The following is a 25,930-nucleotide window of genomic DNA, read 5'->3' as shown; positions in this document are numbered from 1 at the left end:
GCCTGTGCCGTGAACGCCGGGAACCGGAAGCCCCTCATCGTGGTGATCGCGTGCGGTGTCATCGCTGTGCTCATCCTGGTGTTCGGCGTTAGTTGCGGCGGCGGGAACAACAACGCGGCGGCCAGTTGGCAGTCGGGCTTCTCGCAGGTTGCCAAAGGAGGCACCCTCGCTGCCTCGGATCTCGTGGGCCCGGGCGGCCAGTGTTCCGCGGCGGCAACGCAGCTGCTCGTGGCGGGAAGCTGCGTTTTCGAGGTCAAGAAGTTCGGGGGCCTGTTCGATCTGGGCAGCCCCACCAAACGTGCCCGGCTGGCTCCCCAGCAGGCAGTCACCGTGACCCTCGTCGTGGAGGGCACCCGAACAGAGCAGGACGTCTCTGCCGGGGACACTGTCAGCTTGACCTTCGGCACTTCAGGAGGGCAGCTGGGAATCGCGTGCCGCGTTGTCGGCACGTGTGCGCTGAAGCTCCTGGAAGCAGGAGGATGAGTTCATTGCCCGAAAGGCGGTTGTCGCATGAGCACCATCACCATGACGCTGAGTTCTCCCACTGTTGAACTCAAGGACGGCAAAGGTTCCCTCACGGCGTCCGTGACCAACGGAGCTCCAGGCTCCGAACGCGTGGTGCTCGGAGCCTTTCCCGGAGCGGAGAGCACACCGCCGTCCCCGACGTACGCCACCATCCCCACTCCGTTGCGGACCATCGCAGCCGGAGCCACCGAGCAATACCTGGTCAATTTCGACACTGCCGGTGCTGCGCCCGGCACTTATCCCGTGAAACTGATTGCCTACTCGGCCGACGACGCCCCTGAGGACTATGCCGACCAGGCCCACGTCGTCACGCTGACCGTCACCAAGCCCGCCGAAACACCGAAACCGCGCCCGGGATTCCCGTGGCTGTGGGTGATCATTGGCGGCGTGGTGCTGTTGGCGGCTATTGGTGGGGTGATCTGGTTCCTCCTCAAGGACGTCAATGTGCCGGACGTGAAAGGCAAGCCGCAAGCAGAGGCGGTACAAATCCTCAAGGACGCCGGGTTCTCGACGGCCACCACGGACAAGGAAAGCGATCAAACCGCCGGGACGGTGGTCACCCAGTCTCCGGAGGCAAACAAGCCCGCCGGGCGCGGTTCCACCGTCAACCTGGAGATCGCGACGCCGGTGAAATCGGTGGTGCCCGCGGTCCTTGGCTCGCGGATCGAAAATGCCCGCACAGCCTTCCAGACCGCAAAAATCCAACTGGATTTCACCCAGGGTTCCACGTGCACGTCCTCGTCCGGATTCTTGCAAAGCTGCGTGGTTGTTGGGGTAAATCCCGATGTGGGGAGCAAGGTGAACCAGAACGCCCTGGTCCTGGTCCGCACCGAAATACGGCAAAACGTCATCATCGAGCCGAATCCCATCAACATTTGCATGGTCCAGCCGCAGATCTGCGCGACCAAGCAGTAGGGCGCCCTCGGTGCTGCGTGTCATCCGGGTGCCGAAAACGGTGCCGCCCATGAAATGATCAACCATGCGTCCGATGCAGCACTCCAGCAAACTACAGAACGTCCGATACGAACTCCGTGGGCCCATCCTCCAAGCGGCCAAGACCATGGAGGCCGAAGGCCACCGGATCCTCAAGATGAATCTTGGGGACACCGCGCCGTTCGGGCTGGAAGCGCCGGAGTCCGTCGTGGTGGACATGATCCACCACCTCCGCGGTGCCCAGGGTTACAGCGATTCCAAGGGCATCTTCACGGCACGGACAGCCATTTCGCAGTACTACCAGACCCAGAACCTGATGAATATCGGCGTCGAGGACATCTTCATCGGCAACGGCGTCAGCGAACTGATCTCCATGACGCTGCAGGCGTTCCTGGAGAACGGCGACGAGGTCCTCATTCCCGCGCCGGACTATCCGCTGTGGACGGCCACCGTGACCCTCACTGGGGGCAAGCCGGTGCATTATCTCTGCGATGAGGGCCAGAACTGGTGGCCGGACATGTCCGACGTCGAAGCCAAGATCACCAAGCGCACCAAGGCCATCGTCATCATCAACCCGAACAACCCCACGGGCGCGGTATACCCCCGCCACATCCTGGAGCAGTTCGCGGCACTGGCGCGCAAGCACGATCTTGTCCTGTTCTCGGACGAGATCTACGAAAAGATCCGCTACGAGGACGCCCAGCACATCCACACAGCGTCCGTGGCTGACGACATCTGTGTCCTGACCTTCAGCGGCCTTTCCAAGGCCTACCGCATGCCCGGTTACCGGGCTGGCTGGGTCGCTGTGACCGGCCCGCACGCGGCAACCGCCGAATACCGCGAAGCGTTGGAGCTGCTGGCGTCCCTCCGTTTGTGCTCCAACGTTCCCGCGCAGCACGCCATCCAGACCTGCCTGGGCGGTTACCAGAGCATCGAGGAACTCATCAGGCCAGGTGGCCGGCTCCGCGAACAGCGGGACCTGGCCTTGAAGCTCCTGACTGCGATCCCGGGAGTGAGCTGCGTACCGGCAGCCGGGGCCATGTACTTGTTCCCGCGGTTGGACCCTGATGTCTATCCGATCGAGAGTGACGAGAAATTCGTCCTCGACCTCCTGCAGGACCAGAAAATCCTGGTCTCCCACGGTTCGGCTTTCAACTGGCCAACCCCGGACCACTTCCGCTTCGTGATCCTGCCCTCCGTCCGCGAGATCGAGGAGGCCGTGCGCAGGATCGCGACCTTCCTGGCCGCCTATCGGAACCGGCCGCAAGAGTAGGGCCCTTCTAGTCCCCCGCCGAGCCGCTGACCCGCAGCGCGTTGATGATCGCCGGGATCGAGCCAATAAGCATGATCAGGGCCCACACCAAGGCCACCACCACGGTAATGAGTGCCCAGAACTGGTCCCCGATGGACACAAGTGGCCCGGGGAGGAAACTGTGGATGAGGCCCAGGATGACTTGCACGAGCACCGATACCAGAAGCAGCACCACGAGCCCAGTGACCTTCAGGAATTTCGGCTGGCTCAGAACCAGCAGCACCGCGAAAACGATCTTGAGCAGCAACAGGAGGGCAAGGATGGCCGCAGCCTGGCTCGTGGGAAAACTTCCCCATAGCGCCAGGTAGGCAATGGTCCCGAAGGGTGCAGCGACGAACAGGCCGAACATCAGGAAGAGCTTCGCCAAGGTGAGGAGGGCCGTGAAGAACGCGCCGACCACCCAGAGAAACGTGACAATCAAGGTGATGATGCCTTGGATCCGTCCGTAAACCCTGAGCTCCATGATCAGGCTGAGTCCGAGCATCACCACCGTGAACAGCAACAGCCCGTCAAGGAACGCAAGGAAACCGATCCCGGCGCCCGGCGGAGCAGCTGATGCGCGTTGGGTCTTTAAGAAGACGTCGATCGGGACCCCGAGCTCGTCCGCGGCGTCAGGCGAAACGGGCTCGACGGCGGTCCCGCCGAGGAGGATCGACAAGCCGATTTCAGCCAACACGACGACGGCGAAGACGGCCACTGCCGCAACGAAGAACGGGCGGCGCAAGGCATCCGGGGATGGTCCGTCACGCAACCGGCCGAGGCCCGATCCGCGCCCCAGCTGCGACCCCTGACCCCACCACGCTGGCGCCATGGGTCCATTGTGGCAGGCAGGGGTTTGAAAACAAGGTTTAGCCCAAGTTCCGCCCGCTTTCCACTCCATCGGGGTAGCGTTTCCCTATGAACGAGCAGAAGCCTGAAGACGTCTACACACACGGCCATCACGAGTCCGTCGTACGCGCCCACGCCTCCCGCACAGCCGAGAACTCTGCCGCGTTTGTCATCCCGCATCTCACCGCCGGGACATCAGTGCTCGACGTCGGATGCGGGCCCGGGAGCATCACCTGCGACTTCGCGGAACTGGTGGCTCCCGCGAAGGTCGTCGGGCTCGACCGTTCCGCCGAGATCGTGGCGCAGGCTGCCACGCTTGCGGCCGAACGCGGCGTGGAAAACGTGGAGTTCGTGACGGGCAACATCTACGATCTGGACTTCGAGGACGAGACCTTCGACCTGGTCCACGCCCACCAAGTCCTGCAGCACCTGACCGACCCCGTGGCCGCGCTGCGCGAGATGCGGCGCGTGGCCAAGCCCGGCGCCATCGTGGCAGTACGCGACGCCGACTTCCACGGCATGAGCTGGTACCCGGAGGTCCGCGAGCTCGACGACTGGATGGAGCTCTACCAGAAGATCGCCCGACGGAACGGAGCAGAGCCCGACGCCGGGCGGCGGCTTGTGTCCTGGGCGCAGCAGGCGGGCTTCACCGACGTCGCGCCCTCCAGCAGCAACTGGCTGTACGCCACGGCGCAGCAGCGCCGTTGGCAGTCGCGGGTGTGGAGCGAGCGGGTCCTGCACTCCGCCTTTGCAGAGCAGGCCCTGGAATACGGGCTGGCCAACGAGGCTGACCTGGCCCGGATCGCCGCCGGATGGCACCGTTGGGGCTCCACGGATGATGGATTTTTCCTGATCCCGAACGGGGAAGTGATCGCACGGGCGTAACGGCCCGCGGACAGCCCGCCAAACATTTTCCGGGAATTTCCATCAACCATGTCGAAAACCGTCCAGTAGTTCCGACCCATGAACGAAAGCGCCCACACGGAGCGCCCTGATAAGGAGTTCGAGATGAAATACATGATCATGATGTTTGGTTCGGCCGAAGGCATGATGGAGACCGCGGATCCCGAATGGATCAGGGAAATGATCGGGTTCATGATCCAGATCGACAAAGATCTCACCGATTCCGGCGAGATGGTATTCAACGCCGGACTGGCCGACCCCGGCACCGCCAAGCTGGTCAAGCAGACGGACACCGGGGTCATCACCACCGATGGGCCCTTCGCCGAGGCCAAGGAATCCCTCATCGGCTACTGGGTAGTGGATGTCGCCAGCGAGGAACGGGCCGTGGAAATCTGCTCCAGCATCGTGAAGTACGCGCCGGTTGTGGAGTTGCGCCGCGTCCAGGACGCGCCGCCGGAGGTCTAGCGCTTGGCCGAACCTTCCCGGGAATCCACGTTCGAGGACCTGCTGCGCACGCTGGCGCCGCAGGTCCTTGGCGTGCTCGTCCGCAGGCACGGCCAATTTGCCGAGTGCGAGGATGCCGTCCAGGAAGCCCTGCTCGAGGCAGCATTGCGATGGCCCGCCTCCGGTGTCCCGGACAACCCGAGATCGTGGCTGCTCACGGTCGCCACGCGGCGTTTGGTGGATTACTGGCGCAGCGAAAGTGCCCGGCAGGCTCGAGAACAACGCGCGGCGGCCATGGAACCGCCGCCCGGCGAGGACCCCTCCTCGAGCAGTGACTCGGAAGGGTTTGCGGAAGACACCCTCACCCTCCTGTTCCTGTGCTGCCACCCCGCCCTCTCGGCACCCTCGCAACTGGCACTGACCTTGCGGGCAGTCGGAGGGCTCACGACGGCGGAAATCGCCAGCGCGTTCTTCGTCCCGGAGGCCACTATGGGCCAGAGGATCAGCCGGGCCAAGCAGAGCATCAAGAAGGCCGGAGCCCATTTCGAGCTCCCGGAAACGGGCGAGCGACAGGCGCGGCTCGGCGTCGTACTCCAGGTCCTGTACCTGATCTTCAACGAGGGCTACGCGGCCAGTTCAGGCCCGTCCATGCAGCGCGAAGACCTCACTGCCGAGGCCATCCGCCTTGCACGGCTCCTTCGGGGGCTGCTTCCGAGCGAGCTCGAAGTGGGCGGGTTGCTGGCCCTCATGGTGCTCACCGACGCACGACGACGGGCGAGGTCCCTCCCGGACGGGATGTTGGTGCCGCTCGCGGAACAGGATCGCCGGCTGTGGGACACGACCCAGATCGCCGAGGGCCTTGAACTCTTGTCAACAGTGCTCGGGGTCGGCCGTCCGGGCCCCTACCAGCTGCAGGCCGCCATCGCCGCAGTCCATGCCGAGGCATCCTCCGCGGACCAGACCGACTGGCCACAGATCCTGGCGTTGTATACGGTCCTCGAAGCCATGGCCCCGAGTCCGGTTGTGGCGCTCAACCGGGCAGTTGCCGTGGCCATGGTTGAAGGGCCGCGGGCGGCCCTTCAACTGTTGGATGGGCTTGGGGCCGGGCTGGGAGACTGGCACAGGCTCGACGCCGTTCGCGGGCACCTGCTCGAAATGGCCGGCGAGCTTGCGGGCGCCCGGGAGTGCTTTCTTGCCGCGGCGAAGAAGACGGGGAGCCTGCAGGAGCGGCAGTATCTCCTGGTGAAGGCGGCCAAACTGGGGCAGTTGTCCACATAGGCAAAGTGGTCTCTGTTTGTGGGCCGCGGCCGCGAATAGCCTCAACACATGATCATTCAAGCAGGCTTTGACCTCCAGATTCTTGCCCGTCCGCTCATAGTCCACGATGAAAAACTCTACCCAAGACTCGTCGTGATTGGCCTCGACGCCGAGATGCAGCTGGAAAGCATCCGGGTTGTCACGGAGTCCTTTGAAGGCAGCTTGAATCCATTCCGGGACGCCATCCTGGAAGACCTGGATATCGAGGGCTCGACGTATTTTGCGATCGCGCACGCCGGAATTTGGGCCGAGGACGACTACTTCAATGAACAGCCAATCCTCGCGGAGGCGAAGCACTTGTCAGAGGCAGCGGCACGGCAAGGGCTTCACATGATCGGCCATTTTGGGCTCGACGAAAACGGGTACATGTCCAACGGCCCGCACTCCTACTTCGACCAATATGTACTTGGCGACGATCTCCCGGAAACGATGCTTCACTGGGTGCATTCGAAGTTTGGCAAGTGTGCCTGAGCGCCGTCGGCTGTGGCCCAGAAGCATCCACCGTGCCACTGAGCCTTACGTCGGATGGGTTGACCAACTAAACTTGGTCAACATGGCACAGTACAACGTTCAGGAGGCAAAGACCCGCCTTTCTGAGCTCCTCAACATGGTTGAACGGGGCGAGGAAGTGGTTATCGCCAAGGCCGGCAAGCCCGTCGCACGGCTCGTGAAGATTGAGCGGCCCACCAAGCGCCGCCTTGGATTCGTCAAGGGACAACTTCCCGACAATTTCCTAGAGCCCATGGATGAGGAGGAACTTACGCTGTGGGAAGCACCCCTTATCTCCTCGATACGCATGCCCTGATTTGGGCCCTGACGGAACCCAGGAAGCTCTCATCCAAGGCGAGACGCGCAATCCAGTCATTCGACAACCGCCTCGTGGCATCATCCGCCAGCGCTTACGAGATCGGCTACAAGCACAAGCTGGGTAAGCTCCCCGGCTTGGACGGACTGCTTCTGGGTTATGCGCGGCATGTCGCCGAGCTGTGCAACGAGGAGCTGTCCATTCGGAGTGTCCATGCGCTAGCGGCCGCGCACCTCGATTGGGAGCATCGAGACCCGTTCGACAGGCTGATCGCTGCGCAAGCCATCGTGGAATCGATGGTGGTTATCACGGCCGATCAGGAATTCCATAGCTTCCCGTTGGTGGAGACGCTCTGGTAACCGCTCGTCCGTGTAGGCTCATCAGCTCGTCCGGGCCCGGCTTCCTTCGGGCATAAGCTGGATTGGTGCAAATTTCGCTTTGGCTGGCCCTGGTAGGCGCCGGCACCCTGATCAGTTTCACTCCCGGCGCGGGCGCCATCTCCACCATGAGCAATTCGCTCAACTCCGGATTCCGCCGCTCCATCTGGGGAGTGCTGGGCCAACAGACGGCACTAATCATGCACATCCTGATCGTTGCGCTCGGGGTAGGTGTTCTGGTCTCGAGCTCACCCGTGGTCTTCAACGTGATCCGCTACACGGGGGCGGCATACCTGGTGTACATGGGCATCCGACAATTCCTGCACCGGCCGGACCTGGACAAGGAAAAAGTAGAGGCCCGGCGGAACGAGCCGGCCTGGTCCATGTTCCAGCGAGGCGTTTGGGTCAACCTGCTCAACCCCAAGGCGATCGTCTTCTTCCTGGCCTTCATGCCCCAATTCATCCGCCCCGAGCAGCCGCTGATACCGCAGTATCTAATCCTCAGCACCACGATCGTTTTCATCGACATCTGCGTCATGTGGTTCTTCTTCGCCTTGGCGGCCCGTTCATTCCAACGGTTCACGCACAACGAGCACGGCCAAAGAGTCCTCAACCGCACGTTCGGAGTGCTTTTCATGTCCGTGGGCGTGCTGCTCGCCGCCATCCACTAGAAACTAATCGATTGCTCCCCACCGGCTCCCAGCCTTCGCAAGCTCAGGCCGGGGCCCTCGCCGGCGTGGGCCCAAACTGTCGTATTGAACCTTCAGAACGACAGTTGCGGAGCAATCGATTTTAAGATCGGGCAGGCCGCCAGCCGGCCTGGACCAGCGCGCCTCGGACCTTGGCTATCGCAGCTTTCGCATCGTTCACCATGTGGCGCTTTGAGATCCGGACCTCCGTCCAACCGAGCGCCTCATACCGTTCCGAACGGCTGATGTCCCGCACCACTTGTGCTCGCCAGGCGGAGCAATGACTCCTGCGGCGAATCCGAGCCTATCCGGATCAGTTGGATGGCTAATTTTGCTTTGCGCAGCCCTCTCTTTCCCTTATGGCGATCGATCACTCGCTGAAGATCCCCAAGAGTGCACAGCGGCGTGTCCCGCCCTTCGAATTCAACCCGCGGTATCCGCACACAGCTGTCCCCCATGACCACCAATTCGTCCACGGTCAGTATCTCGGCCATGTCCAACCAGGTACGCTCCACAGTGGTGACGGGGACGCCATCAACCGTAGTGACCTCGTCCTCATAGAGCTTCATGCGGTGCACGACGACGTGCGGCCGGTTGAGGTGGGCAGCACCCTCGGGGCGGATCACATGGAACATTTGCGCTGGCTCCTTCTGGCGACGTCGCGGCAGGTCAAGGAGTTCCGCCGCTGTGAGGTGGGATGCGGCGCATCGCTCATTGACCTCGACGAAAGGGCGCACGCGGATGCACAAGGGGAGCTCCGCCGTCGGGCTTTCCGAACGAATCCCCCTGCCAAGTCTCTTCAGAGAGCCGTGCCGAAGACGCCCAGGGCTGACGCCCTCGTGGAGCCGCGCACCACCAGCGAGCTCTCGAGGGTCAGTTGCGGCTGGTCCAGTTCACGGCCTTCCATCAACCCCCGGAGTTGTTCGCCGGCCTTGAGTCCCAGTGGAGTGGCCGGCAAGTGCACACTGGTCAGGCTCGGGTTGCTCGTGGCCGAATACGGCAGGTCGTCGAAGCCGGCAACCGCCAGTTCCTCCGGAATCCGGACCCCGGCCACGCGGGCTTCCTGAAGCACGCCGTACGCGTGGGTGTCCGTTCCGCAGACGACGGCGGTGACCCCGGCTCGCTGCCAGTCCGGCCAGGCGGCAGCGAAGGCAGCCGCGGCAGCGCCGACGTCGATGGTGGTGCTGATGATGTGCGCGTCGGCAACGGAAATGCCGCAGGAATGTGCCTCATCCAAGAACGCCGCCCGGCGCACTTCGAACGTCGCGGTGCCGGTCACGCTGTCCACGTAGGCAACGCGCTTGTGCCCGGAGGCCGCAAGATGCGCGGCCAATTCACGGGCGCCGTGGGCAACATCGAGGTTCACGGATGGAGCGTAGGCCTCAAGGCCGGGCGCATCGAGAAGGACTAGCGGCCCGGCGACGGAAAGGTCTTCCAGGAAGGCCGCGTTGGGCGCATCCACCAGCAGCCCGGCAGGGCGAAGGGCCAGGAGCTTCCGGACGTCCTCCGCACGGGGGAATTCACCGGCGTCGGTCACTGAAAGCAGCAGCTGGTACTCGGAGCCGAGCGATTCCCGGACGCCGGCAATGACCTTGGCGAAAAAGGGGTTGGAAATGTCCGGCGCCACAAGGATCACAATCGAGCTCACGCCCTTGGCCAACGAACTGCCGATGCCATCCACCACGTAGCCTAGCTCGGCGATGGCCTGGCGGACCCGCGAAATGTTGTCCTCGGAGACCCTGCCCTGCGTTTTGCCGTTGGCAACCAGGGAGACGGTGGCAGTCGAGACCCCTGCCAGGGAGGCCACCATCGCCGCGGTGACGCGCTGCGTACGGCCTAAGGCCCGATGCACTGGTTCCGCGGATTCCATACAACGATCGTAGCCGGGAATCGGCCCCTTCCCACGCCGCAAGGCATCAAGCGCTTGACGCAATCAGCGTTAAGCGTTTGACGTGACCGGCAAGCCAGTGCCAGAATTCCTCTGAATGCTTTAGCGCCCTGCCTCGGCAGGCCCCAATGACGTGGAGATGAACATGGATCCCAACACCATGACCCGTGAACGCAAGAAGATCATCCTGGATTGCGATCCCGGGCATGACGACGCCGTTGCCCTGCTGCTGGCCCATGGCAACCCGGACATCGAACTGCTCGCCGTCACCACGGTGGTCGGCAACCAGACCCTCGAGAAGGTCACCCGCAACGCCCTGTCCGTGGGCACCATCGCAGGCATCACGGGTGTTCCCTTTGCCGCCGGCTGCGACCGTCCGCTGGTCCGCTCCATCGAAACCGCACCGGACATCCACGGCGAAACCGGTATGGACGGCCCGGAACAGCCCGAGTCCACCATCGAGCTGGACCCGCGCCACGCCGTCGACCTCATCATCGAGACGATCATGGCGCACGAGCCGGGCACCGTTACCCTGGTCCCCACGGCGGGACTCACCAACATCGCCATGGCCGCCCGCAAGGAGCCGCGCATCGTTGAACGCGTCAAGGAAGTCGTCCTCATGGGCGGCGGCTACCACGTAGGAAACTGGAGCGCCGTGGCGGAATTCAACATCATCATCGACCCCGAGGCCGCGCACATCGTCTTCAACGAAAAATGGCCCGTAGTGATGGTCGGTTTGGACCTCACGCACCAGGCCCTGGCCACCCCGGAAGTGGTCGAGAAGATCGCCGCTGTGGGCACCCAGCCCGCCAAGTTCGTCATGGAACTGATGGAGTTCTTCACCAAGACCTACAAGGACGCCCAGGGCTTTGACTATCCCCCGGTGCACGATCCCTGCGCCGTGGCCTACGTCATCGACCCCACCGTGATGACCACCCGCAAGGTACCCGTTGACATCGAACTGCAGGGCAAGCTCACCCTTGGCATGACCGTGGCCGATTTCCGCGCCCCCGCACCGGCCGACTGCAACACCTCCGTCGCGGTCGACCTCGACCACGAGAAGTTCTGGAACCTCGTCACCGACGCGATCGTCCGCATCGGCGATCCCACAACCGGCGCTGCCGCCACCACCGCCGCCACGCCCGCCGCCGCCGGGATCGCAGGAGAGGCCAAGTAAATGACCACCCTCATCAACGAAACCAAGACCAACCGCGGCAACGTCACCGCCCTCATGGTTGCCCTGCTGGCGGCCTGCGTGGCGTTCCAGCTCAACGCATCGATGCTCAGTCCGGCCCTGGTCACCATGGGCAACGAGCTCCACACGGACCAGGCGGTCATCGGCCTCTCCCAAACCTGGTTCTTCACGGCCGCGGCCCTGTTCTCGCTCTTCCTGCCGCGCCTGAGCGACATCGTCGGCCGTAAGAAGATCCTCCTCGGCATGATGCTGCTCATGGCCGTCGGCTCGGTCATCGCGGCCATGGCGCCCGACGTTACCTGGCTCTTCGTGGGCCGCATCATCCAGGGCGTCAGCGGTCCCACCGTGCCGCTGTGCCTCATCATGCTGCGCTCCGCGGTCAACAACCCGCGCAAGTACGGAGCCCTCATGGGCCTCATCACAGCGGTCAATGGCGGCGTCGCCGGCGTCGACTCCTTCGTGGGCGGCTACTTCGCCGAGCACTTCGGATTCCGGAGCATCTTCTGGCTCATGGTTGGCCTTGCAATCGTGGCCACGGCCTTGATCGCCATCCTTGCAGGGGAAAGCAAGCCCGCCGCCGGTACCGGAATGGACTGGCTTGGCGTGTTCTTCATTGTCATCGCTGTGGGCGCACTCCTGACAGCACTGAACGAGGGATCCAAGCTGGTCGGCGCTTTCTCTTCCGGAACGCTCATGCTGGCCATCGGGCTGATCGTGGTCGCCGCAGCCGCGTTCGCCGCCTTCTGGACAGTCGAGAAGCGCTCCAAGAAGCCCATGGTGGAAACGATCCACCTTCGCCAGCGTTCCACCTGGGCACCACTGCTGACCACCACGCTCGCCATGACCGGTATCTTCGCAGTCATCAACGGCATCGTCCCTGCCTACGTCCAGGCTGCGGCCCCGGGATTCGGGGTTGGACCCACCGAGATGTCGCTCATGATCCTCACGCCGTACGCCCTCCTCGGCTGGGTGTTCGGACCCATCAGCGGCCGGCTCGCTCCCGTGCTCGGCTACACCAAAGTCCTGCGCATCGGCATGCTGGGAAGCATCGTGGCCCTTGCCATCATCGCGTTCCTCGGACTCAGCAGCCTGCCCCTCATGATCGTGGGAACGGCCTTGCTCGGCATCATGTACGCCGGTACGGTCAACATCATGCTCAACGGACTCGGAGTTGTCCTCTCCCCCGCCGGCAACCCCGGCTTCCTGCCCGGCATGAACGCCGGAGCCTTCAACCTCGGCGCCGGCCTGAGCTTCCTCGTGTTGCCGGCCGTCCTTGTGGCCACCTCGGCGCTCGGCGACGCCAAGGCCTCGTACTTGACGGTCGTCGTCGTCGGCCTGGCCATCACGGTTGCCGCCTTCGCGGCGTCGCTGCTCATCCCCAAGCCGCTCGAAGCCGAGGTTGAAAAGTGAACCGCAGGATCGTGGTCGTCGGGTCGTTGAACGCGGACCTGACCATCTATTGCGAGCGGCTCCCGCTCCCGGGCGAAACCGTCCACGGCAACGGCTTCGCGGTCAATCCCGGCGGCAAGAGCGCCAACCAGGCCGTCGCGGCGAGCAAGCTGGGCGGCACGGTGACCCTGATCGGCGCTGTTGGAAACGACTCCAACGGCGACATGCTGCTCACCTCCACGGAAGGGGCCGGCGTGGACGTTTCCCGCGTCCGCCGTTCCGCGGATGTGGCCACCGGCGTCGCGGTCATCGCGGTGGACACGAACGGTGAGAACAACATCATCATTTCGGCCGGCGCCAACGGAACGCTCGCCCCGGCGGACGTGCCGGCGGACGCCTTCGACGACGCCGCGGTGCTCTGCCTCTGCCTGGAGGTCAGCCTTGAGACCGTGGAGGCTGCCGCCAAAACAGCGCACGACGCCGGCGCAACAGTCCTGTTGAACCTCTCGCCGTTCGCCGAGATCCCGCAGAGCCTGGCCGCCTTGAGCGATGTCCTGCTGGTCAACGCCCACGAAGCCTCGATGTTCCTGGGCGACGCCGAGATGCCCCATCCCGGCGCACACGCAAGCGCCTGGGAGCCGGTCCGGAGCCAGTTCGCGGAGCGGGGGCTGGAGCGGGTGCTCGTTACCCTTGGCTCGCATGGCTCCGTGGTGTTGGATTCACTCGCCGCGTCCGGGGAACAGATCTCCCGCATCGCACCCACCAAGGTCAGTGCCGTGGATACGACCGGTGCGGGGGACGCCTTCACCGGCGCCGTGGCTGCCCGCCTCGCCGCAGGTGTTACCTTGGCGGAAGCCGCGGCGTTCGCATCGGTTGCCGCAGCGCTCGCCACTACCAAGAAGGGCACCCAGGCCGCCTACCCCGGCGCCGAGGAAGTCCTGGAGCACTTGCGGATTTCGTGACTCATTACGCCTCCACCAGCGACTTTACAAATCCTGTAATCTCACCCTCCTTTTGACTAGCCAAGACGGGGTGGCATCCCCCATGCTTGCTCCATGTACTCAGCGTCGAGCCCATACCGCATCATCACCGTCTGCACGGGAAACATCTGCCGCTCACCCATGGCGCAACTGATGTTGACTGAAGCGTTCGACGCCGGAGGGCTTGGTGGAGCGGTTGTTGTGGACTCCGCGGGGACTACATCCTATGAGGCCGGACATCCCATCGATCCACGCGCAGCCCGCGTCCTTTCGGCCCACCGCATCCGCTCCGAAGGCCACATTGCCAGGAGTTGGCGCCAGGAGTGGTTCCGGGAGCGGGACCTGATTTTGGCGCTCGACGTGGATCACTATGGCTGGCTGCACGAGGCCGCGCCGGATTCGGAAACCCTCGCCAAGATCCGGATGCTGCGCAGTTTCGACCCAGCCGTTGCCGGCCGGAGCACCCTGGACCTGGGCATCGAGGATCCTTGGTATGGGGGCCACCACGATTTCGACGTGACCTGGGACCTCATCCGCGCGGCCGTCCCCGGGATCGTCGCGCACACCCGGGACGCCCTCGCCGCCAGGCAGCACGGACAGCACCACGACCCGCAGCAGGTACGCTCTATTTCATGACCCCAGCACCCGTGATCATCGCCATCGATGGCCGGTCCGGCGCGGGAAAGACCACTCTCGCCGTCGAACTAGCCGCCCGCCTCCGCATGCATCACAAGGTGTCGCTGTTCCATCTCGAAGATATCTATCCGGGCTGGAACGGCCTCGCCGCGGGTATCGAGCGGTACGTCACCACGGTCTTGGCACCGCTGCGCCGCGGCGACGCCGCCGAGTGGGTCAGTTGGGACTGGGAGAAACATTACGACGGCCGCAGCCACGTCACCCTGCCTGCCGAAATCGTCATCGTCGAGGGCGTCGGAGCAGCCGCGAGTGCCGCCCGGCCCATGCTGGACGCCGTGGTCTGGGTGGACGCTCCCGACGACGACCGCCGGCACCGTGCCATGGCCCGGGACGGCAGCAGCTACGAACCGTTCTGGGACAGCTGGGCAGCGCAGGAGGACGAATGGCTGGAGACCGACCAGGTCCTCGACCACATTGACGTCAGGGTACTGAATCGGGCAGACGGCAATGCCCCGGACGATGCCCTGCAGGCGCTGAACTACCTCCCTGCGCTCTCCCCCGTGCTGGCTCCCGAGCTCTCGGCACGCCGCGGATTGCAGCTCAAGGCCGAACGGATCGATGCCACGCCGGACGCCGCAGCCCTGTTCCAAGCGCTCTACGCCCGGTCCGCCAACGCCGTCTGGCTCGATTCCTCCAATGCGGCCTCCAACAGGGGCACAGTCGACGACGCCGGGTCCCCCAACGCCGGGTCCCCCAACGCCGGGTCCCCCAACGCCGCGGCGGAGCGGAGCCGCTTCAGTATCCTCGCGGACGACGGCGGCTCCTTCGGTCAGTCTGTGATGCACAGCTCCGGAACCACCCGCCTCAGCGCCGGATGCGCCACCGCGGTGACCGCAGGTCCCTTCTTCCGCTGGCTGGACACCGTGTGGGGCCGCAAGGCTTTGCGGGCACCGGAAGGCTATGACTGCGAATTCACGCTCGGTTGGCTGGGGTACCTCGGCTACGAACTGAAGCGGGAGACCGGTGGCAGTGATGTCCAAGCCGGCACTCCGGATGCGGCGCTGCTCTTTGCCGGACGGGCTGTGGTGATCGACCACCGTGACGCTGCCGTCTGGCTGCTCGCCATCGATGCTCCCGACGCCGACGAATGGCTTGGGCTTGCCCGCGAGGCCGTGCTGTCCGCGGCGTCGGCACCCGAAAGTGCGCCGAGGCACTCGGCCGGGGATCCCGCCGTCGGGGGTCGCACAGTGGCGCTTGAGTTCTCCAGCCGCGACACCGAGGACGAGTACAAAAGCAAAATCACCGAGGCCCAGCACCAGATTGCCGAGGGCAACACGTACGAAGTCTGCCTGACCACCACGGTGACCGCCCCGGATCCCGGGCTGGACCCGTGGGAGAGCTACCTCGCGCTGCGCAAGCGCAACCCGGCGCCGTTCGCGAGCTACTTGCGGTTCGGTGACCTGACGGTTGCGAGTACCTCGCCGGAACGCTTCCTGCGGATTACTTCCGACGGCGGCATGCGGGCCGAGCCCATCAAGGGCACCAGGGCGCGGGCCAACGATCCGGTCATCGACGAGGCGCTGCGCCGTGGCCTTGAATCCTCGCTCAAGGACCGTGCCGAGAACATCATGATCGTGGACTTGCTCCGCAACGACCTCAGCCACTTCGCCGTGCCGGGGTCGGTGACCGTCAGCCGGTTGTGCGCGGTGGAAAGCTACGCGACGGTGCACCAGATGGTGAGCACCATCGACGCCCGGCTGCGGCCTGGAGCACCGCGGGCCGAGGCCGTGGCGGCCGCGTTCCCTGCCGGCTCCATGACGGGCGCCCCGAAGATCAGCACCATGGACATCCTTGACGGCTTGGAGTCCGGACCGCGCGGGGTCTACTCCGGCGCGATCGGGTACTTTTCGCTCAATGCGGCGACCGATCTCGCCGTCGTGATCCGGACCCTGGTGATGGGTCCCGACGGCAACGGCGGACGCACGCTCAGTCTCGGCGTCGGGGGCGCCATCACGGCGGACTCGACGCCCCAGGACGAATACGAGGAAATCCGGACCAAGGCGTTCGGCGTGCTCTCCGCCCTGGGCGCGGAGTTTCCCACTATCTGAGCGTCAGTCGTGTTCCTCCGTACGGGCGCGGACCGTCCGGGGATCGTTGCGGGTGATCGTGTAGTAAATCAGGCTGGCCAGGATGGCCCCCACGAACCATGAATACGGGCCCAGGCCCGAGCCTCCCGGCAGGAATGTCTGCAGGGCCGGGACCAGGGCCAAAACACCTGCGACGACGGCGGCAGGGACCAGCGCCGCAATGGCCTTGAGGTTCCAGCCCTTGGTGTAGAAATAGAGGCCTTTCTCGTCCTCGTGGTACAGGTCCGAGACCTTGCACCGCTGGTGCCGGATGCGGAAGAAATCCGTGAAGATGACCCCGAACAGCGGACCGAGAAGCGCGCCGAGGCCGCCCAGGAAGTACACGATCACTACGGGACTGCTGAAGAGGTTCCAGGGCAGGATCACGATTGCGAGCACCGCGCTGATGAGGCCGCCGCGGCGGAAGTCGATCCGGTGCGGGGCCACGTTGGCGAGGTCGTAGGAGGCCGAAACGAAGTTGGCCACCACATTGATGCCGATCGTGGCCACCACGAACGTCACGGCGGCGATGATGGTGATCCACGGATTCTTGATCGCCTGGACGATCGCCACGGGATCGGTGATGACCTTGAACATGTCCTGCCCGCGGTACTGGTCTGCGGAGAAGTAGGACGCCGCACCGGCCGTGACCACCACTGTGACCAGGGCGAACGCGATGAAGTTCACGGGCAGGCCCCAGAAGTTGCCGCGCAGGATGGTCTTCCGGTCTGGTGCGAACCGGGAGAAATCGCAAAAGTTCAGGAGAAGCGCGGCAAAGTAGGTGACTGTGAGGGCGATGGCAGAGAAGAACTGGGTCAGGGCTGCCGGGCCGTCCAAGGGCGCGACGCCGGGGATCGAGAGGCTGAACTTGTTGCCCGCTTGCGTCAGGATGTAGATCGCGAGCGCGAACATGGCCACCCAGATTGCAGGGCCCGCCCAATCCTGGAACTTCCGGACCGTCTCCATGCCGCGCCGGATGACCAGCAGCTGGACCGCCCAGAGGACCAGGAAAGCCGCCCAACCAAGTGGCGTCAGGCCAAGGATGCGGGGCACGTCCGGACCGTCGAGCGACGTCAACTGGGGCCACACGGAAAACAGCAGTACCAGCACGGCTTCCGAAGCGAGCCAGGTCTGGATGCCGTACCAGGCGATGGCGATGAGTGCCCGGATCAGGGCAGCCAGGTTGGCGCCGAAGAGGCCGAAGGACATCCGCGCCAGGACCGGATACGGTACGCCCGTTTTCTGCCCGGCCGTCCCGGCAAAGTTCATGAGGAAATAGACCAGGGTAATGCCGAGGACCAGGGCCAGGAAGACTTGCCAGCCCACCAGTCCCGTGATGAAGAGGCCGGCCGCGAAAGTGTAACCGGCGATGCTGTGGACGTCGCACATCCACAGGGCGAAGAGGCTGCGGACCCTCCAGTTGCGTTGCCGGGCCGGTGCGAGGTCCGCGTTCCACAGCCTGTCGCTGACCAGTCGGCCTTCGGCGAGGATCCGGACTTTCTCAGGGTATTCGTCTCCCGGCTCGGGCGGTGCCTGCACAGCCGGTGACTCGTTTTTCCGCGCCATAACGCCTCCGAAGAACGCTTCCAAACATGCTTGGAATTCCAGAATCGCCCCATTGCGGCGCGAAGGAAAGCCCCCTTGGGAGTGCCCGCACGCCAAGCGCTAGCATTGGTCCCACTACGTCTTACCAGGAGGGTGCATGCCGTACATCGTTGACTTCGAGAATGTCTCTACCGTCGGACTGGAATCGTCTCCCGTTGCCGAGGCGCTTGCCGGGTTGCGCGCCAACGAGGGCCGCTACTACCGGAACAAGTACGGCCACGTCTTCACAGTGAGCCCCGCCGGCGAGGTTCCGGAAGTCGTCGAGCGCGTGAGCCGCATCCTGAAGGAGGAGCGTGACATCGTCATCAGCTCCCGCCCGCTGGAAGCAACCGCCTTCGACGTCGACGGTTTGCGGATGGCCTACGTCTTCTACGAGTCCGGGTTGTCGGTCAACGTTATGTACGGCATCGAGGCCGACGGGAAGCGGGCTGTCGGATTCAAGCTCTCGGACGGCATGGAGATTCCGGAAGAACTGGCGTCACGCTTCAAATTCGCTCGCCAGAAGTCGAAGCTGGCAGGCGTCATCCGCGGCTCCTACTTCGTGATCAAGGGCGAGTACTGAACCACCACATGTGCGCGAAGCCGGCGCTACCACCGGGAAGGCCGTGCCGCCACAAAAATTGGGGTCTACACATGAAAAAAATGCTCGCACCGCTCGGGATTCTCTTTGCTGGCGTACTGGCGTTGACCGGCTGCGGAGGTCCCGCAAATCCGGGCAACGCCGCCGCTTCTTCCTCGACACCGACGCCTACACCAACTCCTACACCGAAGGCGTACACCAACGAGGAACTTGCGTCCATCGTCGCGCAGTTGAAGGATGACCAGGGCAAGCCCTTGACCGTGGTGCCTGCCGCGCAGCTCGATCAAGGCATCATCGCGGCGAAGCAGATGCTCGCGTCCGCCGTCATCACACCCCCGGCGTGCGCAGCGTTGGCGAACACCAACGCGCAAGTCCCGGACGGTGCGACGTATGCGGCAGGAGAGAGCATTTCGGCGGCGGATAAGTCCGTCACAGTGATCACCGCCCTGGCGGTGAAGGACCCCGCCGTCCTGGCCGGCCAGACGAAGAAATCCGCTGATGCCCTGGCGCAGTGTTCCACCTTCACGATCGAGGTGGGAGGGCAGAAGGTCACTACCCAGACCCAGCCGTTGCCGCAGAAGACCAGCGGGGACCAGTCAACGGGAGCGTTGAGCACCCAGGTCCTGCCGTCGGGCCAGAAGGTGACCACACTGACCGTGACCGGCGTGAAAGGCAATCTCGGAGCCACAGCGATCAAGACGGGGGCCACTGTCACCGCGGACTCCGCGGCGGAACTGGTCAAACTCGTCAACGCCGTCCTCGGCTAGCAGTCAGCGGAATCGGACAGCTCAAGCGCCGAGGTTCAACATTTCGACATAGCGGTCGATCATCATGTGTTGGCCCTTGATCTGGGAAATCAGCTCCGGGCTGGCGATCTCGCCGTCGGGCAGTTGTCCCGAGCCGCCGGACGGTCCCAACGGAAGGATGATGACGGGCTTCGACGGCGTGTAAGCGGCCAGATCCGTGGAGCCTTCGATCTGGGCTTGGATGTTCTTGGCAACCACTGCGGCCTCGCGACCCGCGACGCCCGCCTTGTTCACGTCGATCGCCGAAATGTCGCCCAAAGCGTAGACGTTCTCGAAGCCCGCAACGCGGAGTTCGGGGGTGACGTCAAGGTATCCCTCGGCGTTCCGCGCGGCAATGAGGCCTCCCGCCACATAGTCCGTCTGCGGGGCTATTCCATAGCAGCGGAACCAAATGTCCGCCTGGATGGCGGTACCGTCCGCGGTGTTGACGGTAAAGGTGGCAAATTCACCCGCAGGAACAGGAGGCAACTGCACCAACGGGCTTCCCAGAATCCGGCGTACGCCGAGTTCATCCAACTGCCGGTTGACCTCAATCCGCAGCCGTGGATCGTAGGGCCCGGGAAGGATGTCCGCCGCCACATCTACCATCACGATGTCCTTCTCCGGCCATGCCGCCGCGATCTCGCCTGCGAACTCAAGGCCTACCGCCCCGGCGCCCAGCAGCATCACCCTGTCGGCACGTTTGAGGTCGTCATGTGCGGCTTGGTAGCGGGCGATGGCGTCGCTGGTGACCATTCGATCGCTTTTGGCCGGGAAGGGGTAGCTGGAACCGCTGGCGAGGACAAGGTAGTCCGGCGCCAGGCTGGCACCCGATGCCAGCTCGACCGTGTGCCCGTCCACCCGGACAGCGCGGTCCCGGAGTACCTCTCCATGCGCCAACAGGCGGTCATAGGGAAGGAACATCCGCGGCAGGAAATCGGTTTGGACCACAGATCGGAGGGCCGCGATGTTGTGTACGAAAGCGTCCTTGGGCTCCACCAAGGTAACCGTCGCGTGTTCGTCCAACGCCTTGGCTACGGAAATCCCGCCGTAGCCTCCGCCGATAACCACCACAGTGGGGTGCTGAGCCTGGTCATTCATGGCAACTCCCTCGGTAGAAAGCTCACGCTGCGCGGCTTGTGCCGCCCAGATCGTTTATGAATGACAACGATTGTTGGTTATCAATAATTTCCTCAGTGATAAGATTTTCCTGATGAGTTCTTCGGCAGCGGGAAAGCAACTGGGGTTCCTCCTTGCGCGTCACGGGCGCATCATGAATACGCGCCTCCGCCAAGCGCTGGACTCCTCCGGGCTCAGCCCGAGGCATGCCGTGCTGCTGTGCCGGCTTGACGAGTCCGGCCCGCTCAGTCAGCAGGGCCTGATCGATGCTCTCTCCATCGACGCGAGCGGACTAGTAGCGGTCCTGAACGACCTTGAGCGCCAAGGGCTGGCGGAACGACGCCGGGACCCCGCGGACCGCCGTCGTCATATCGTAGAAATCACCGCGGAAGGCAAACGCGCGGTGGCGTCCATTGAAGTTGCGGTGGCCGACGTCGAGCAGGAGGCCTTTGCGGGATTCTCCGCTGATGAGCTCCAGCAACTCCATGGATTGCTGTCGAGGATCCACGGCGAACCTGCGGACGAGGCCTGCGAGGACTGAGTCCCTACTGTAGGGTCGCCGTAAGCCGCGCTACATTGTCCACGTATTTGGCAAGCATCGGCCGGTGCAACCAGCCCTCCAGGGTCAGCTCGCGGCACATTTCCCTGTAGCTCGACTCCACGGAGCGCATACTGTCCACGGCTTCGGCGCCCAGGAGCATCACGGACACCTCCATGTTGAGCGAGAAGGAACGCATGTCCATGTTGCTGGAACCGAGGACGGCCACTTCTTCGTCAATGGTGAAGTGCTTGGCGTGCAGGACGTACGGCGCGCGGTACAGGTAGATCCGTACCCCGGCTTCCAGCAGCGCCTCGTAGTAGGACCGCTGCGCATGGTGGACCAGGAACTGGTCGCCCTTCTCGGAGACGAAAAGTTCCACGTCGACGCCACGCTGGGCCGCCGTCGTGATGGCGTACAGCAGGGAATCGTCGGGCACGAAGTACGGGCTGCAGATCGAGATGCGGTGCTGGGCCGAGTAGATCAGCGTATTGAACAGGCGGAGGTTGTTTTCCGTGACGAACCCCGGGCCGCTCGGAACCACCTGTGCGGTCATCCTGCCGGGTGTTGCCTGGACCGCGACTTGCAGTTGATGTTCGAGGGATTCGTCGGTTTCGCTCAGCCAGTCGGTGGCGAAGACGACGTTGAGGGTCGCAACGATCGGCCCCTCCATCCGCGCCATAAGCTCCACCCATTTGCGCCCGGCGCGTCGGTGCTTGGGGTTGTTGTAGGAGGGCTCAATCAGGTTCTGGGAACCCGTGAAGGCAATTTCGCCGTCGATCACCAGGATTTTCCGGTGGTTCCGCAAATCCGGACGGCGCCACTGGCCGTGGATTGGCAACAACGGCAACATGCGGCGCCACTGGATCTGGCCGCGCTTGAGCCTGCGGACCAGCTTTCGGTAGCCGGGAATCCGCAGCGTGCCGATGTGGTCGAACAGAAGGCGGACGTTGACGCCGCGCGCGGCTGCCTGTTCCAACTCGGTGAGCAGTTCGTCCGTGACTGAGTCGCTGCTCATGATGTAGAACTCCGCGTTGACGAACTTCTTGGCCCCCTTGACCGCTTCCGCCATGGCTTTGATGGACTCTTCGTAGCCGGGGAAGAGCTCCACGGAGTTGCCGTCCACCATCGGCAAGGATCCCAGCCGCCGGTTCAGTTCACCGGCCGACGTCACCCATTCGGGTCCCGAGTACGTGCTGACGACGTCGGCGAGCGCCGACGTGCCTGCACGCACCCGATCGTTGACTTCCTCCTGCTGTTCACGACGACGGCGGGACAAGCGGAAATTGCCGAACAACAGGAACAGGACGAAGCCGACGGAGGGAACGAGGAAGACGGCCAGGAGCCACGCCATGGCCGTGGTGGGGCGGCGGTTACCGGGGATGACGCCCAGCAGCACCACCCTCAGGATAATCTCGACGACGGCCCACGCGCTGAGGAGCCAGGTCCACTCAACCCCGAACTGAAAAGGAAACAGCACCCCACACCCCCACGATCGAATAGTTAGTCAAAGAACCAACAGTCAGCCCAGCCTATCTGGCGCACCGCTCGCGACTGTTCGTCCTGTGGGCCAGCACTAAGCTGGAAGCATGACTTTACCTGCCTCGACGGTCCTCGTTTTCCTGGATCCAGCGTTCGAAAACGGCCGCGTCGCCGATTCCAGCCAGCCACAGCTCATGGCAACCGACCTGGGCGCCACCCGGGGCGACGGCGTCTTCGAGTCGCTGCTCGCCGTCGAGGGCCGTGCGCGCAAGGTGCAAGCGCACCTGAACAGGCTAGAGAGCTCAGCCCGCGCACTGGACCTCAACATTCCCGAACAGGACGTCTGGCGCCGGGCGATCGACACCGCGATCACCGAATTCCGGGACGCCTTCCCCGCGCCGAGCCCGGCCGAAGACGAGGTAGTGGTCAAGCTGCTGGTGACGCGCGGGGTGGAAGGCGCCTCGACTCCCACGTGCTGGATCCAGGCTTCGCCGTCCCCCGCGGGCAGTCGCCGGCAGCGCGAGACGGGCATCGACGTCGTACTCCTTGACCGTGGCTTTGACACGGAGGCGGGCGACCGCGCCCCCTGGCTGCTGCTCGGCGCCAAGACGCTCTCCTACGCGGTGAACATGGCCGCGCTGCGCTACGCGCACAAGCAAGGTGCGGACGACGCAATCTTCACGTCAACGGACGGCCGCGTCCTGGAGGGCCCGACCTCCACGGTGTTGCTGGCCCACGTCGAAACGGTCGACGACGGCGCCGGCTCGGCGCGCACGGTCAAGCGCCTCATCACTCCGCAGCTGGACAGCGGCATCCTGCCCGGCACGTCCCAAGATGCGCTTTTCGCCAAAGCGAAGGCAGCGGGCTGGGAGCTCGGCTACGGCCCGCTGGTCCCGGAAGACCTGTTCGACGCGGACGCGGTGTGGCTGATCTCGAGCATCCGGCTCATCGCGCCCGTCAACCACGTGGATGGCAGGGAGATTGGCACGCCGGCAATGCGCAAACAGCTGACGGCCGAGCTGAACGAGCTGTTCGCGGGGATCGAGTAGGTTTTCGCGCCAACTGCCTCCCCTGCCCTGTCTAACTAGCACCAGACGTCGTTTAGAGCGCCCTAAACGACATCTATTGCGAGTCACTTGGGTGCGGTGATTTGTTCCCGCAGGATGTCCGCGTGCCCGCAGTGTTGCGCAAGCTCGCGCAGCATGTGGAGGTACACCCAGCGCAGCGGGAGCGGGCCGCGTCGGTTGCCGTTGAGCATGTCGTCGAGCCCCAAGGACGATGACGCCCGGCGCGATGCTTCGCATGCCTCGCGGTGTGCCTGCTGGATTGAAGCGATGGTGTCGCCGTCGTCGAGGATAAAAGATTCATCCGGCGTCGCAGGGATGCCGATCTCCGCGCGCGAACGGCACGTGATGGCTTCGTCGAACCAGACCTTCTCCACGAAGGTCGCATGTTTTACGAGGCCCAGCAGGGTGGTCCGGGACGGCACCAATGACCGCCGGACCTGTTCCTCCGTCAACCCGTTCAAGCAGCCGTTGAGCGCGTGCCGGTGCTCATCGATGAATGCCTCGAATTGGATGCGAATTGGCTGGTTGAGGTTGTCTTCGGCAAGCGTCACGGTTGCACCTCTGTTTTCCGTCAAGCAGGGATTCAGTCAGTATCGATGTGATCCGAGCTTAGCCGGGGAATAGACTCCGTTCATGCGTCTGGCGATCATTGGAGCGGTCCTCCTTGCGGCCGGAGCCGTGGCGATCGCCACCGGCGCCCTGCCTTTCACCGATCTAGTGGCACTTGTGGATCGGGTGGCGCCGATTCTGCTGTTTGTCGTCGCGATGACGGTTGTTACTGAGCTGTGCAGTGAGGCCGGAGTGTTCCTTTGGACTGCCCGCCGGCTCCGCTATTGGGGCCGCGGATACAGCATTCTTTTGTGGCTGTTACTGGCGGCATTCGCGACGCTGAGTACCGTCTTCCTCTCTTTGGACACGACGGCGGTGCTGCTGACCCCCGTGGTGGTCAGCGTGACGCGGCAAGCTGGACTGCCGGCCCTGCCCTTCGCGCTGACGACGGTGTGGCTGGCCAACACGGCAAGCCTGCTGCTGCCCATTTCCAACCTGACCAACCTTCTGGCCCAGCACAGCCTTGGCGGTATTACTCCGGGCGGGTTTGCCGGCCTGATGTGGGCCCCTTCGCTTGCCGCCGTCGTCGTACCCCTGCTGTTCATCGCCGTCGTCTTCCGGCGGGATCTGCGCAACCGCTATTCACGGATCCCGGTCGGACGGATCAGGCCGGATCAGCTGGCCGGGGCTGATTCCAGGCCTGCGGCGGACCGGGTCCTGCTCGCGTGCAGCGCCGTGGTGCTGGCGCTGCTGCTACCCGCGCTGGTGTCCGGGGTCCCGGTCTGGATCCCGGCCCTGGCCGGTGCAGTGGTTCTTGGTGTGGTGTTCGCGTTACGGCGCCCGCGGGTTCTCAAGGCGTCGCTGATTCCATGGTCCTTGTTGCTGTTCGCTTCCGGCCTCTTTCTGGTGATGGAAGCAGCCAGGCATCTGGGGGCTCCCGTGTTGCTGAGTCAGCTGGCCGGACAAGGCCAGGGCTTTATGGATCTGGTTCGGCTTGCCGCGACAGGCGCCGCCGGTTCCAATGTCCTCAACAATTTGCCTGCGTACCTGCTGGCAGAACCGCTGGCCGGGTCGCCTGTGCGGATGGCGGCCTTGCTGATCGGAGTGAATGCGGGCCCGATCATCACACCGTGGGCCTCCTTGGCCACCCTTTTGTGGCACGATCGGCTCATGCGCATGAATGTGCTGATTACGTGGAAGGGCTATGCGATCTTCGGCCTGATTGTTGCGCCTCTGACGGTGTTCGCAGCGGTGGCGGTGCTGGCAATCGCTGGCCAGTGAGTGCGTTCGGCAGAGATGGACCCTGTCGCCGGGCGCGAAGATTCAGGACAGAATGTAGAACAGCTTGGCCGGTACCGCCGGAACCTCGATACGAGAAGGATCTGCATCATGCTCAGCCTGCAGGACATCGACAACATCGTCCTCAACGGAGGGATTGTGGTAGACGCCGCCGGGGAGAAAATCGGTTCAGTTGAACAGGTCTTCACGAGCGGTGATTCCGGGGATCCTGTGTTTGTCACCGTGCGGACCGGCTTGTTCGGCATGTCCGAGTCTTTCGCCCCGCTTTCCGGAGCCAGCATTGAGAATTCAGTGATCAGGGTGGCCTTTGCCAAGGACAAAGTGAAGAACGGCCCGCGCATCGAGAGCGACCGCGGCGTGATCACGGAGACGCAGGAACAGGAACTCTACAGCTATTACGGGCTCGCGGCGGAGGAATCCAACGATGCCGCCACGGGAACCGATCCCGAGGAAGCCGGGACGGTGCCCGAAGCCTCGGCTGGGGAGACCGAGCCCGACGGCGGTCCGCCACACCCAGCCCCGCACGGTGGCCCGCATCCGCCGCACGGTGGCCCGCCAC

General features: G+C 64.1%; 28 protein-coding genes. 21 read left to right on the top strand and 7 right to left on the bottom strand.

Going from position 1 to position 25,930, the window contains the following annotated elements; all coding sequences use genetic code 11:
• The first annotated feature begins 9 nt into the window (after positions 1–9).
• The 3 genes from QRN51_RS18485 to QRN51_RS18475 all read left to right on the top strand — a co-directional run bounded on the left by QRN51_RS18485 (position 10) and on the right by QRN51_RS18475 (position 2,731).
• Positions 10–483 carry a hypothetical protein gene (locus QRN51_RS18485; RefSeq protein WP_284991271.1) on the top strand — a complete coding sequence of 158 codons (474 nt, stop codon included), beginning with the start codon at positions 10–12 and terminating at the stop codon, positions 481–483.
• 27 nt (positions 484–510) lie between these two features.
• Positions 511–1,440, top strand: a complete 930-nt coding sequence (locus QRN51_RS18480) for a PASTA domain-containing protein (RefSeq protein WP_284991270.1) — start codon at positions 511–513, stop codon at positions 1,438–1,440.
• Positions 1,441–1,504: 64 nt separating this feature from the next.
• Positions 1,505–2,731 (top strand): pyridoxal phosphate-dependent aminotransferase, encoded by a 1,227-nt coding sequence (locus QRN51_RS18475; protein WP_059389874.1) that lies wholly within the window; start codon positions 1,505–1,507, stop codon positions 2,729–2,731.
• 7 nt (positions 2,732–2,738) lie between these two features.
• Here QRN51_RS18475 and QRN51_RS18470 read toward each other — a convergent pair whose 3' ends face one another.
• Positions 2,739–3,581 carry a hypothetical protein gene (locus QRN51_RS18470; RefSeq protein WP_284991269.1) on the bottom strand — a complete coding sequence of 281 codons (843 nt, stop codon included), beginning with the start codon at positions 3,579–3,581 and terminating at the stop codon, positions 2,739–2,741.
• 86 nt (positions 3,582–3,667) lie between these two features.
• Between QRN51_RS18470 and QRN51_RS18465 the strand changes: the two genes are divergently transcribed.
• The 7 genes from QRN51_RS18465 (at position 3,668) to QRN51_RS18435 (ending at position 8,115) form a co-directional block, all read left to right on the top strand.
• A complete protein-coding gene (locus QRN51_RS18465; protein ID WP_078107399.1) occupies positions 3,668–4,483 on the top strand; it encodes a methyltransferase domain-containing protein in 816 nt (271 codons plus the stop codon).
• A 123-nt stretch (positions 4,484–4,606) separates the two neighbouring features.
• Positions 4,607–4,966 (top strand): YciI family protein, encoded by a 360-nt coding sequence (locus QRN51_RS18460; protein WP_284991268.1) that lies wholly within the window; start codon positions 4,607–4,609, stop codon positions 4,964–4,966.
• Positions 4,967–4,969: 3 nt separating this feature from the next.
• Positions 4,970–6,223, top strand: a complete 1,254-nt coding sequence (locus QRN51_RS18455) for an RNA polymerase sigma factor (protein ID WP_284991266.1) — start codon at positions 4,970–4,972, stop codon at positions 6,221–6,223.
• A gap of 48 nt (positions 6,224–6,271) precedes the next feature.
• Positions 6,272–6,733, top strand: coding sequence for a hypothetical protein (locus QRN51_RS18450; RefSeq protein ID WP_284991264.1), 462 nt, complete (start codon positions 6,272–6,274; stop codon positions 6,731–6,733).
• 82 nt (positions 6,734–6,815) lie between these two features.
• Complete coding sequence (locus QRN51_RS18445; protein WP_059389870.1) at positions 6,816–7,067, top strand: type II toxin-antitoxin system Phd/YefM family antitoxin; 252 nt, start codon at positions 6,816–6,818, stop codon at positions 7,065–7,067.
• Complete coding sequence (locus QRN51_RS18440; protein ID WP_059389868.1) at positions 7,028–7,426, top strand: type II toxin-antitoxin system VapC family toxin; 399 nt, start codon at positions 7,028–7,030, stop codon at positions 7,424–7,426. The genes QRN51_RS18445 and QRN51_RS18440 overlap by 40 nt, the downstream gene beginning before the upstream one ends.
• A gap of 65 nt (positions 7,427–7,491) precedes the next feature.
• Positions 7,492–8,115, top strand: coding sequence for a LysE family transporter (locus QRN51_RS18435; protein WP_284991263.1), 624 nt, complete (start codon positions 7,492–7,494; stop codon positions 8,113–8,115).
• A gap of 242 nt (positions 8,116–8,357) precedes the next feature.
• On the opposite strand, the gene QRN51_RS18430 is transcribed toward QRN51_RS18435, so the two are convergent.
• Positions 8,358–8,768, bottom strand: a complete 411-nt coding sequence (locus QRN51_RS18430) for a hypothetical protein (protein WP_284991262.1) — start codon at positions 8,766–8,768, stop codon at positions 8,358–8,360.
• Between the two features lie 164 nt (positions 8,769–8,932).
• Positions 8,933–9,943, bottom strand: a complete 1,011-nt coding sequence (locus tag QRN51_RS18425) for a LacI family DNA-binding transcriptional regulator (protein WP_284991307.1) — start codon at positions 9,941–9,943, stop codon at positions 8,933–8,935.
• A gap of 223 nt (positions 9,944–10,166) precedes the next feature.
• Between QRN51_RS18425 and uriH the strand changes: the two genes are divergently transcribed.
• The 5 genes from uriH (at position 10,167) to pabB (ending at position 16,329) form a co-directional block, all read left to right on the top strand.
• The gene (gene uriH, locus QRN51_RS18420) at positions 10,167–11,198 is read left to right on the top strand and encodes a uridine-preferring nucleoside hydrolase UriH (protein WP_284991261.1); all 1,032 of its coding nucleotides are present in this window, start codon (positions 10,167–10,169) and stop codon (positions 11,196–11,198) included.
• Complete coding sequence (gene uriT / locus QRN51_RS18415) at positions 11,199–12,626, top strand: uridine transporter UriT (protein WP_059389865.1); 1,428 nt, start codon at positions 11,199–11,201, stop codon at positions 12,624–12,626.
• Positions 12,623–13,567, top strand: a complete 945-nt coding sequence (locus tag QRN51_RS18410) for a ribokinase (RefSeq protein ID WP_284991260.1) — start codon at positions 12,623–12,625, stop codon at positions 13,565–13,567. Before uriT ends, QRN51_RS18410 begins: the two co-directional genes overlap by 4 nt.
• 93 nt (positions 13,568–13,660) lie before the next feature.
• Positions 13,661–14,221, top strand: coding sequence for a low molecular weight protein-tyrosine-phosphatase (locus tag QRN51_RS18405; RefSeq protein ID WP_059389864.1), 561 nt, complete (start codon positions 13,661–13,663; stop codon positions 14,219–14,221).
• Complete coding sequence (gene pabB, locus QRN51_RS18400; protein WP_284991258.1) at positions 14,218–16,329, top strand: aminodeoxychorismate synthase component I; 2,112 nt, start codon at positions 14,218–14,220, stop codon at positions 16,327–16,329. Before QRN51_RS18405 ends, pabB begins: the two co-directional genes overlap by 4 nt.
• 3 nt (positions 16,330–16,332) lie before the next feature.
• Here pabB and QRN51_RS18395 read toward each other — a convergent pair whose 3' ends face one another.
• On the bottom strand, positions 16,333–17,913 hold the full coding sequence (locus QRN51_RS18395; protein WP_284991257.1) for an NCS1 family nucleobase:cation symporter-1: 1,581 nt from the start codon (positions 17,911–17,913) through the stop codon (positions 16,333–16,335).
• Between the two features lie 136 nt (positions 17,914–18,049).
• On the opposite strand from QRN51_RS18395, the gene QRN51_RS18390 reads away from it, so the two are divergent.
• Together QRN51_RS18390 and QRN51_RS18385 are read left to right on the top strand one after the other, a co-directional pair.
• A complete protein-coding gene (locus QRN51_RS18390) occupies positions 18,050–18,514 on the top strand; it encodes a DUF8821 family protein (protein ID WP_059389862.1) in 465 nt (154 codons plus the stop codon).
• 71 nt (positions 18,515–18,585) lie between these two features.
• Positions 18,586–19,299 carry a hypothetical protein gene (locus QRN51_RS18385; RefSeq protein WP_284991256.1) on the top strand — a complete coding sequence of 238 codons (714 nt, stop codon included), beginning with the start codon at positions 18,586–18,588 and terminating at the stop codon, positions 19,297–19,299.
• A gap of 21 nt (positions 19,300–19,320) precedes the next feature.
• Here the strand turns inward: QRN51_RS18385 and QRN51_RS18380 are convergent, their stop codons facing one another.
• Entirely contained in the window at positions 19,321–20,418 is a 1,098-nt protein-coding gene (locus QRN51_RS18380; protein ID WP_284991255.1) for an FAD-dependent oxidoreductase, read from the bottom strand.
• A gap of 112 nt (positions 20,419–20,530) precedes the next feature.
• Between QRN51_RS18380 and QRN51_RS18375 the strand changes: the two genes are divergently transcribed.
• Positions 20,531–20,977: a MarR family winged helix-turn-helix transcriptional regulator gene (locus QRN51_RS18375; RefSeq protein WP_284991254.1), complete on the top strand. Its 447-nt coding sequence runs from the start codon at positions 20,531–20,533 to the stop codon at positions 20,975–20,977.
• A gap of 4 nt (positions 20,978–20,981) precedes the next feature.
• Here QRN51_RS18375 and cls read toward each other — a convergent pair whose 3' ends face one another.
• Positions 20,982–22,454: a cardiolipin synthase gene (gene cls / locus QRN51_RS18370; protein WP_284991253.1), complete on the bottom strand. Its 1,473-nt coding sequence runs from the start codon at positions 22,452–22,454 to the stop codon at positions 20,982–20,984.
• A gap of 109 nt (positions 22,455–22,563) precedes the next feature.
• On the opposite strand from cls, the gene QRN51_RS18365 reads away from it, so the two are divergent.
• Entirely contained in the window at positions 22,564–23,505 is a 942-nt protein-coding gene (locus tag QRN51_RS18365) for an aminodeoxychorismate lyase (protein WP_284991252.1), read from the top strand.
• Positions 23,506–23,588: 83 nt separating this feature from the next.
• On the opposite strand, the gene QRN51_RS18360 is transcribed toward QRN51_RS18365, so the two are convergent.
• Complete coding sequence (locus tag QRN51_RS18360) at positions 23,589–24,074, bottom strand: DinB family protein (protein ID WP_284991251.1); 486 nt, start codon at positions 24,072–24,074, stop codon at positions 23,589–23,591.
• Between the two features lie 82 nt (positions 24,075–24,156).
• On the opposite strand from QRN51_RS18360, the gene QRN51_RS18355 reads away from it, so the two are divergent.
• Positions 24,157–25,353, top strand: coding sequence for an SLC13 family permease (locus tag QRN51_RS18355; RefSeq protein WP_284991250.1), 1,197 nt, complete (start codon positions 24,157–24,159; stop codon positions 25,351–25,353).
• Between the two features lie 108 nt (positions 25,354–25,461).
• Positions 25,462–25,930 (top strand): PRC-barrel domain-containing protein (locus QRN51_RS18350; RefSeq protein WP_284991249.1); only part of this gene is annotated, 469 nt, incomplete at its 3' end.

Origin of the sequence: Arthrobacter sp. efr-133-TYG-120, from assembly GCF_030209785.1 — a bacterium.
In the GTDB taxonomy this organism is placed as follows: domain Bacteria; phylum Actinomycetota; class Actinomycetes; order Actinomycetales; family Micrococcaceae; genus Arthrobacter.
This window is presented reverse-complemented; position numbering and strand designations above follow the sequence as displayed.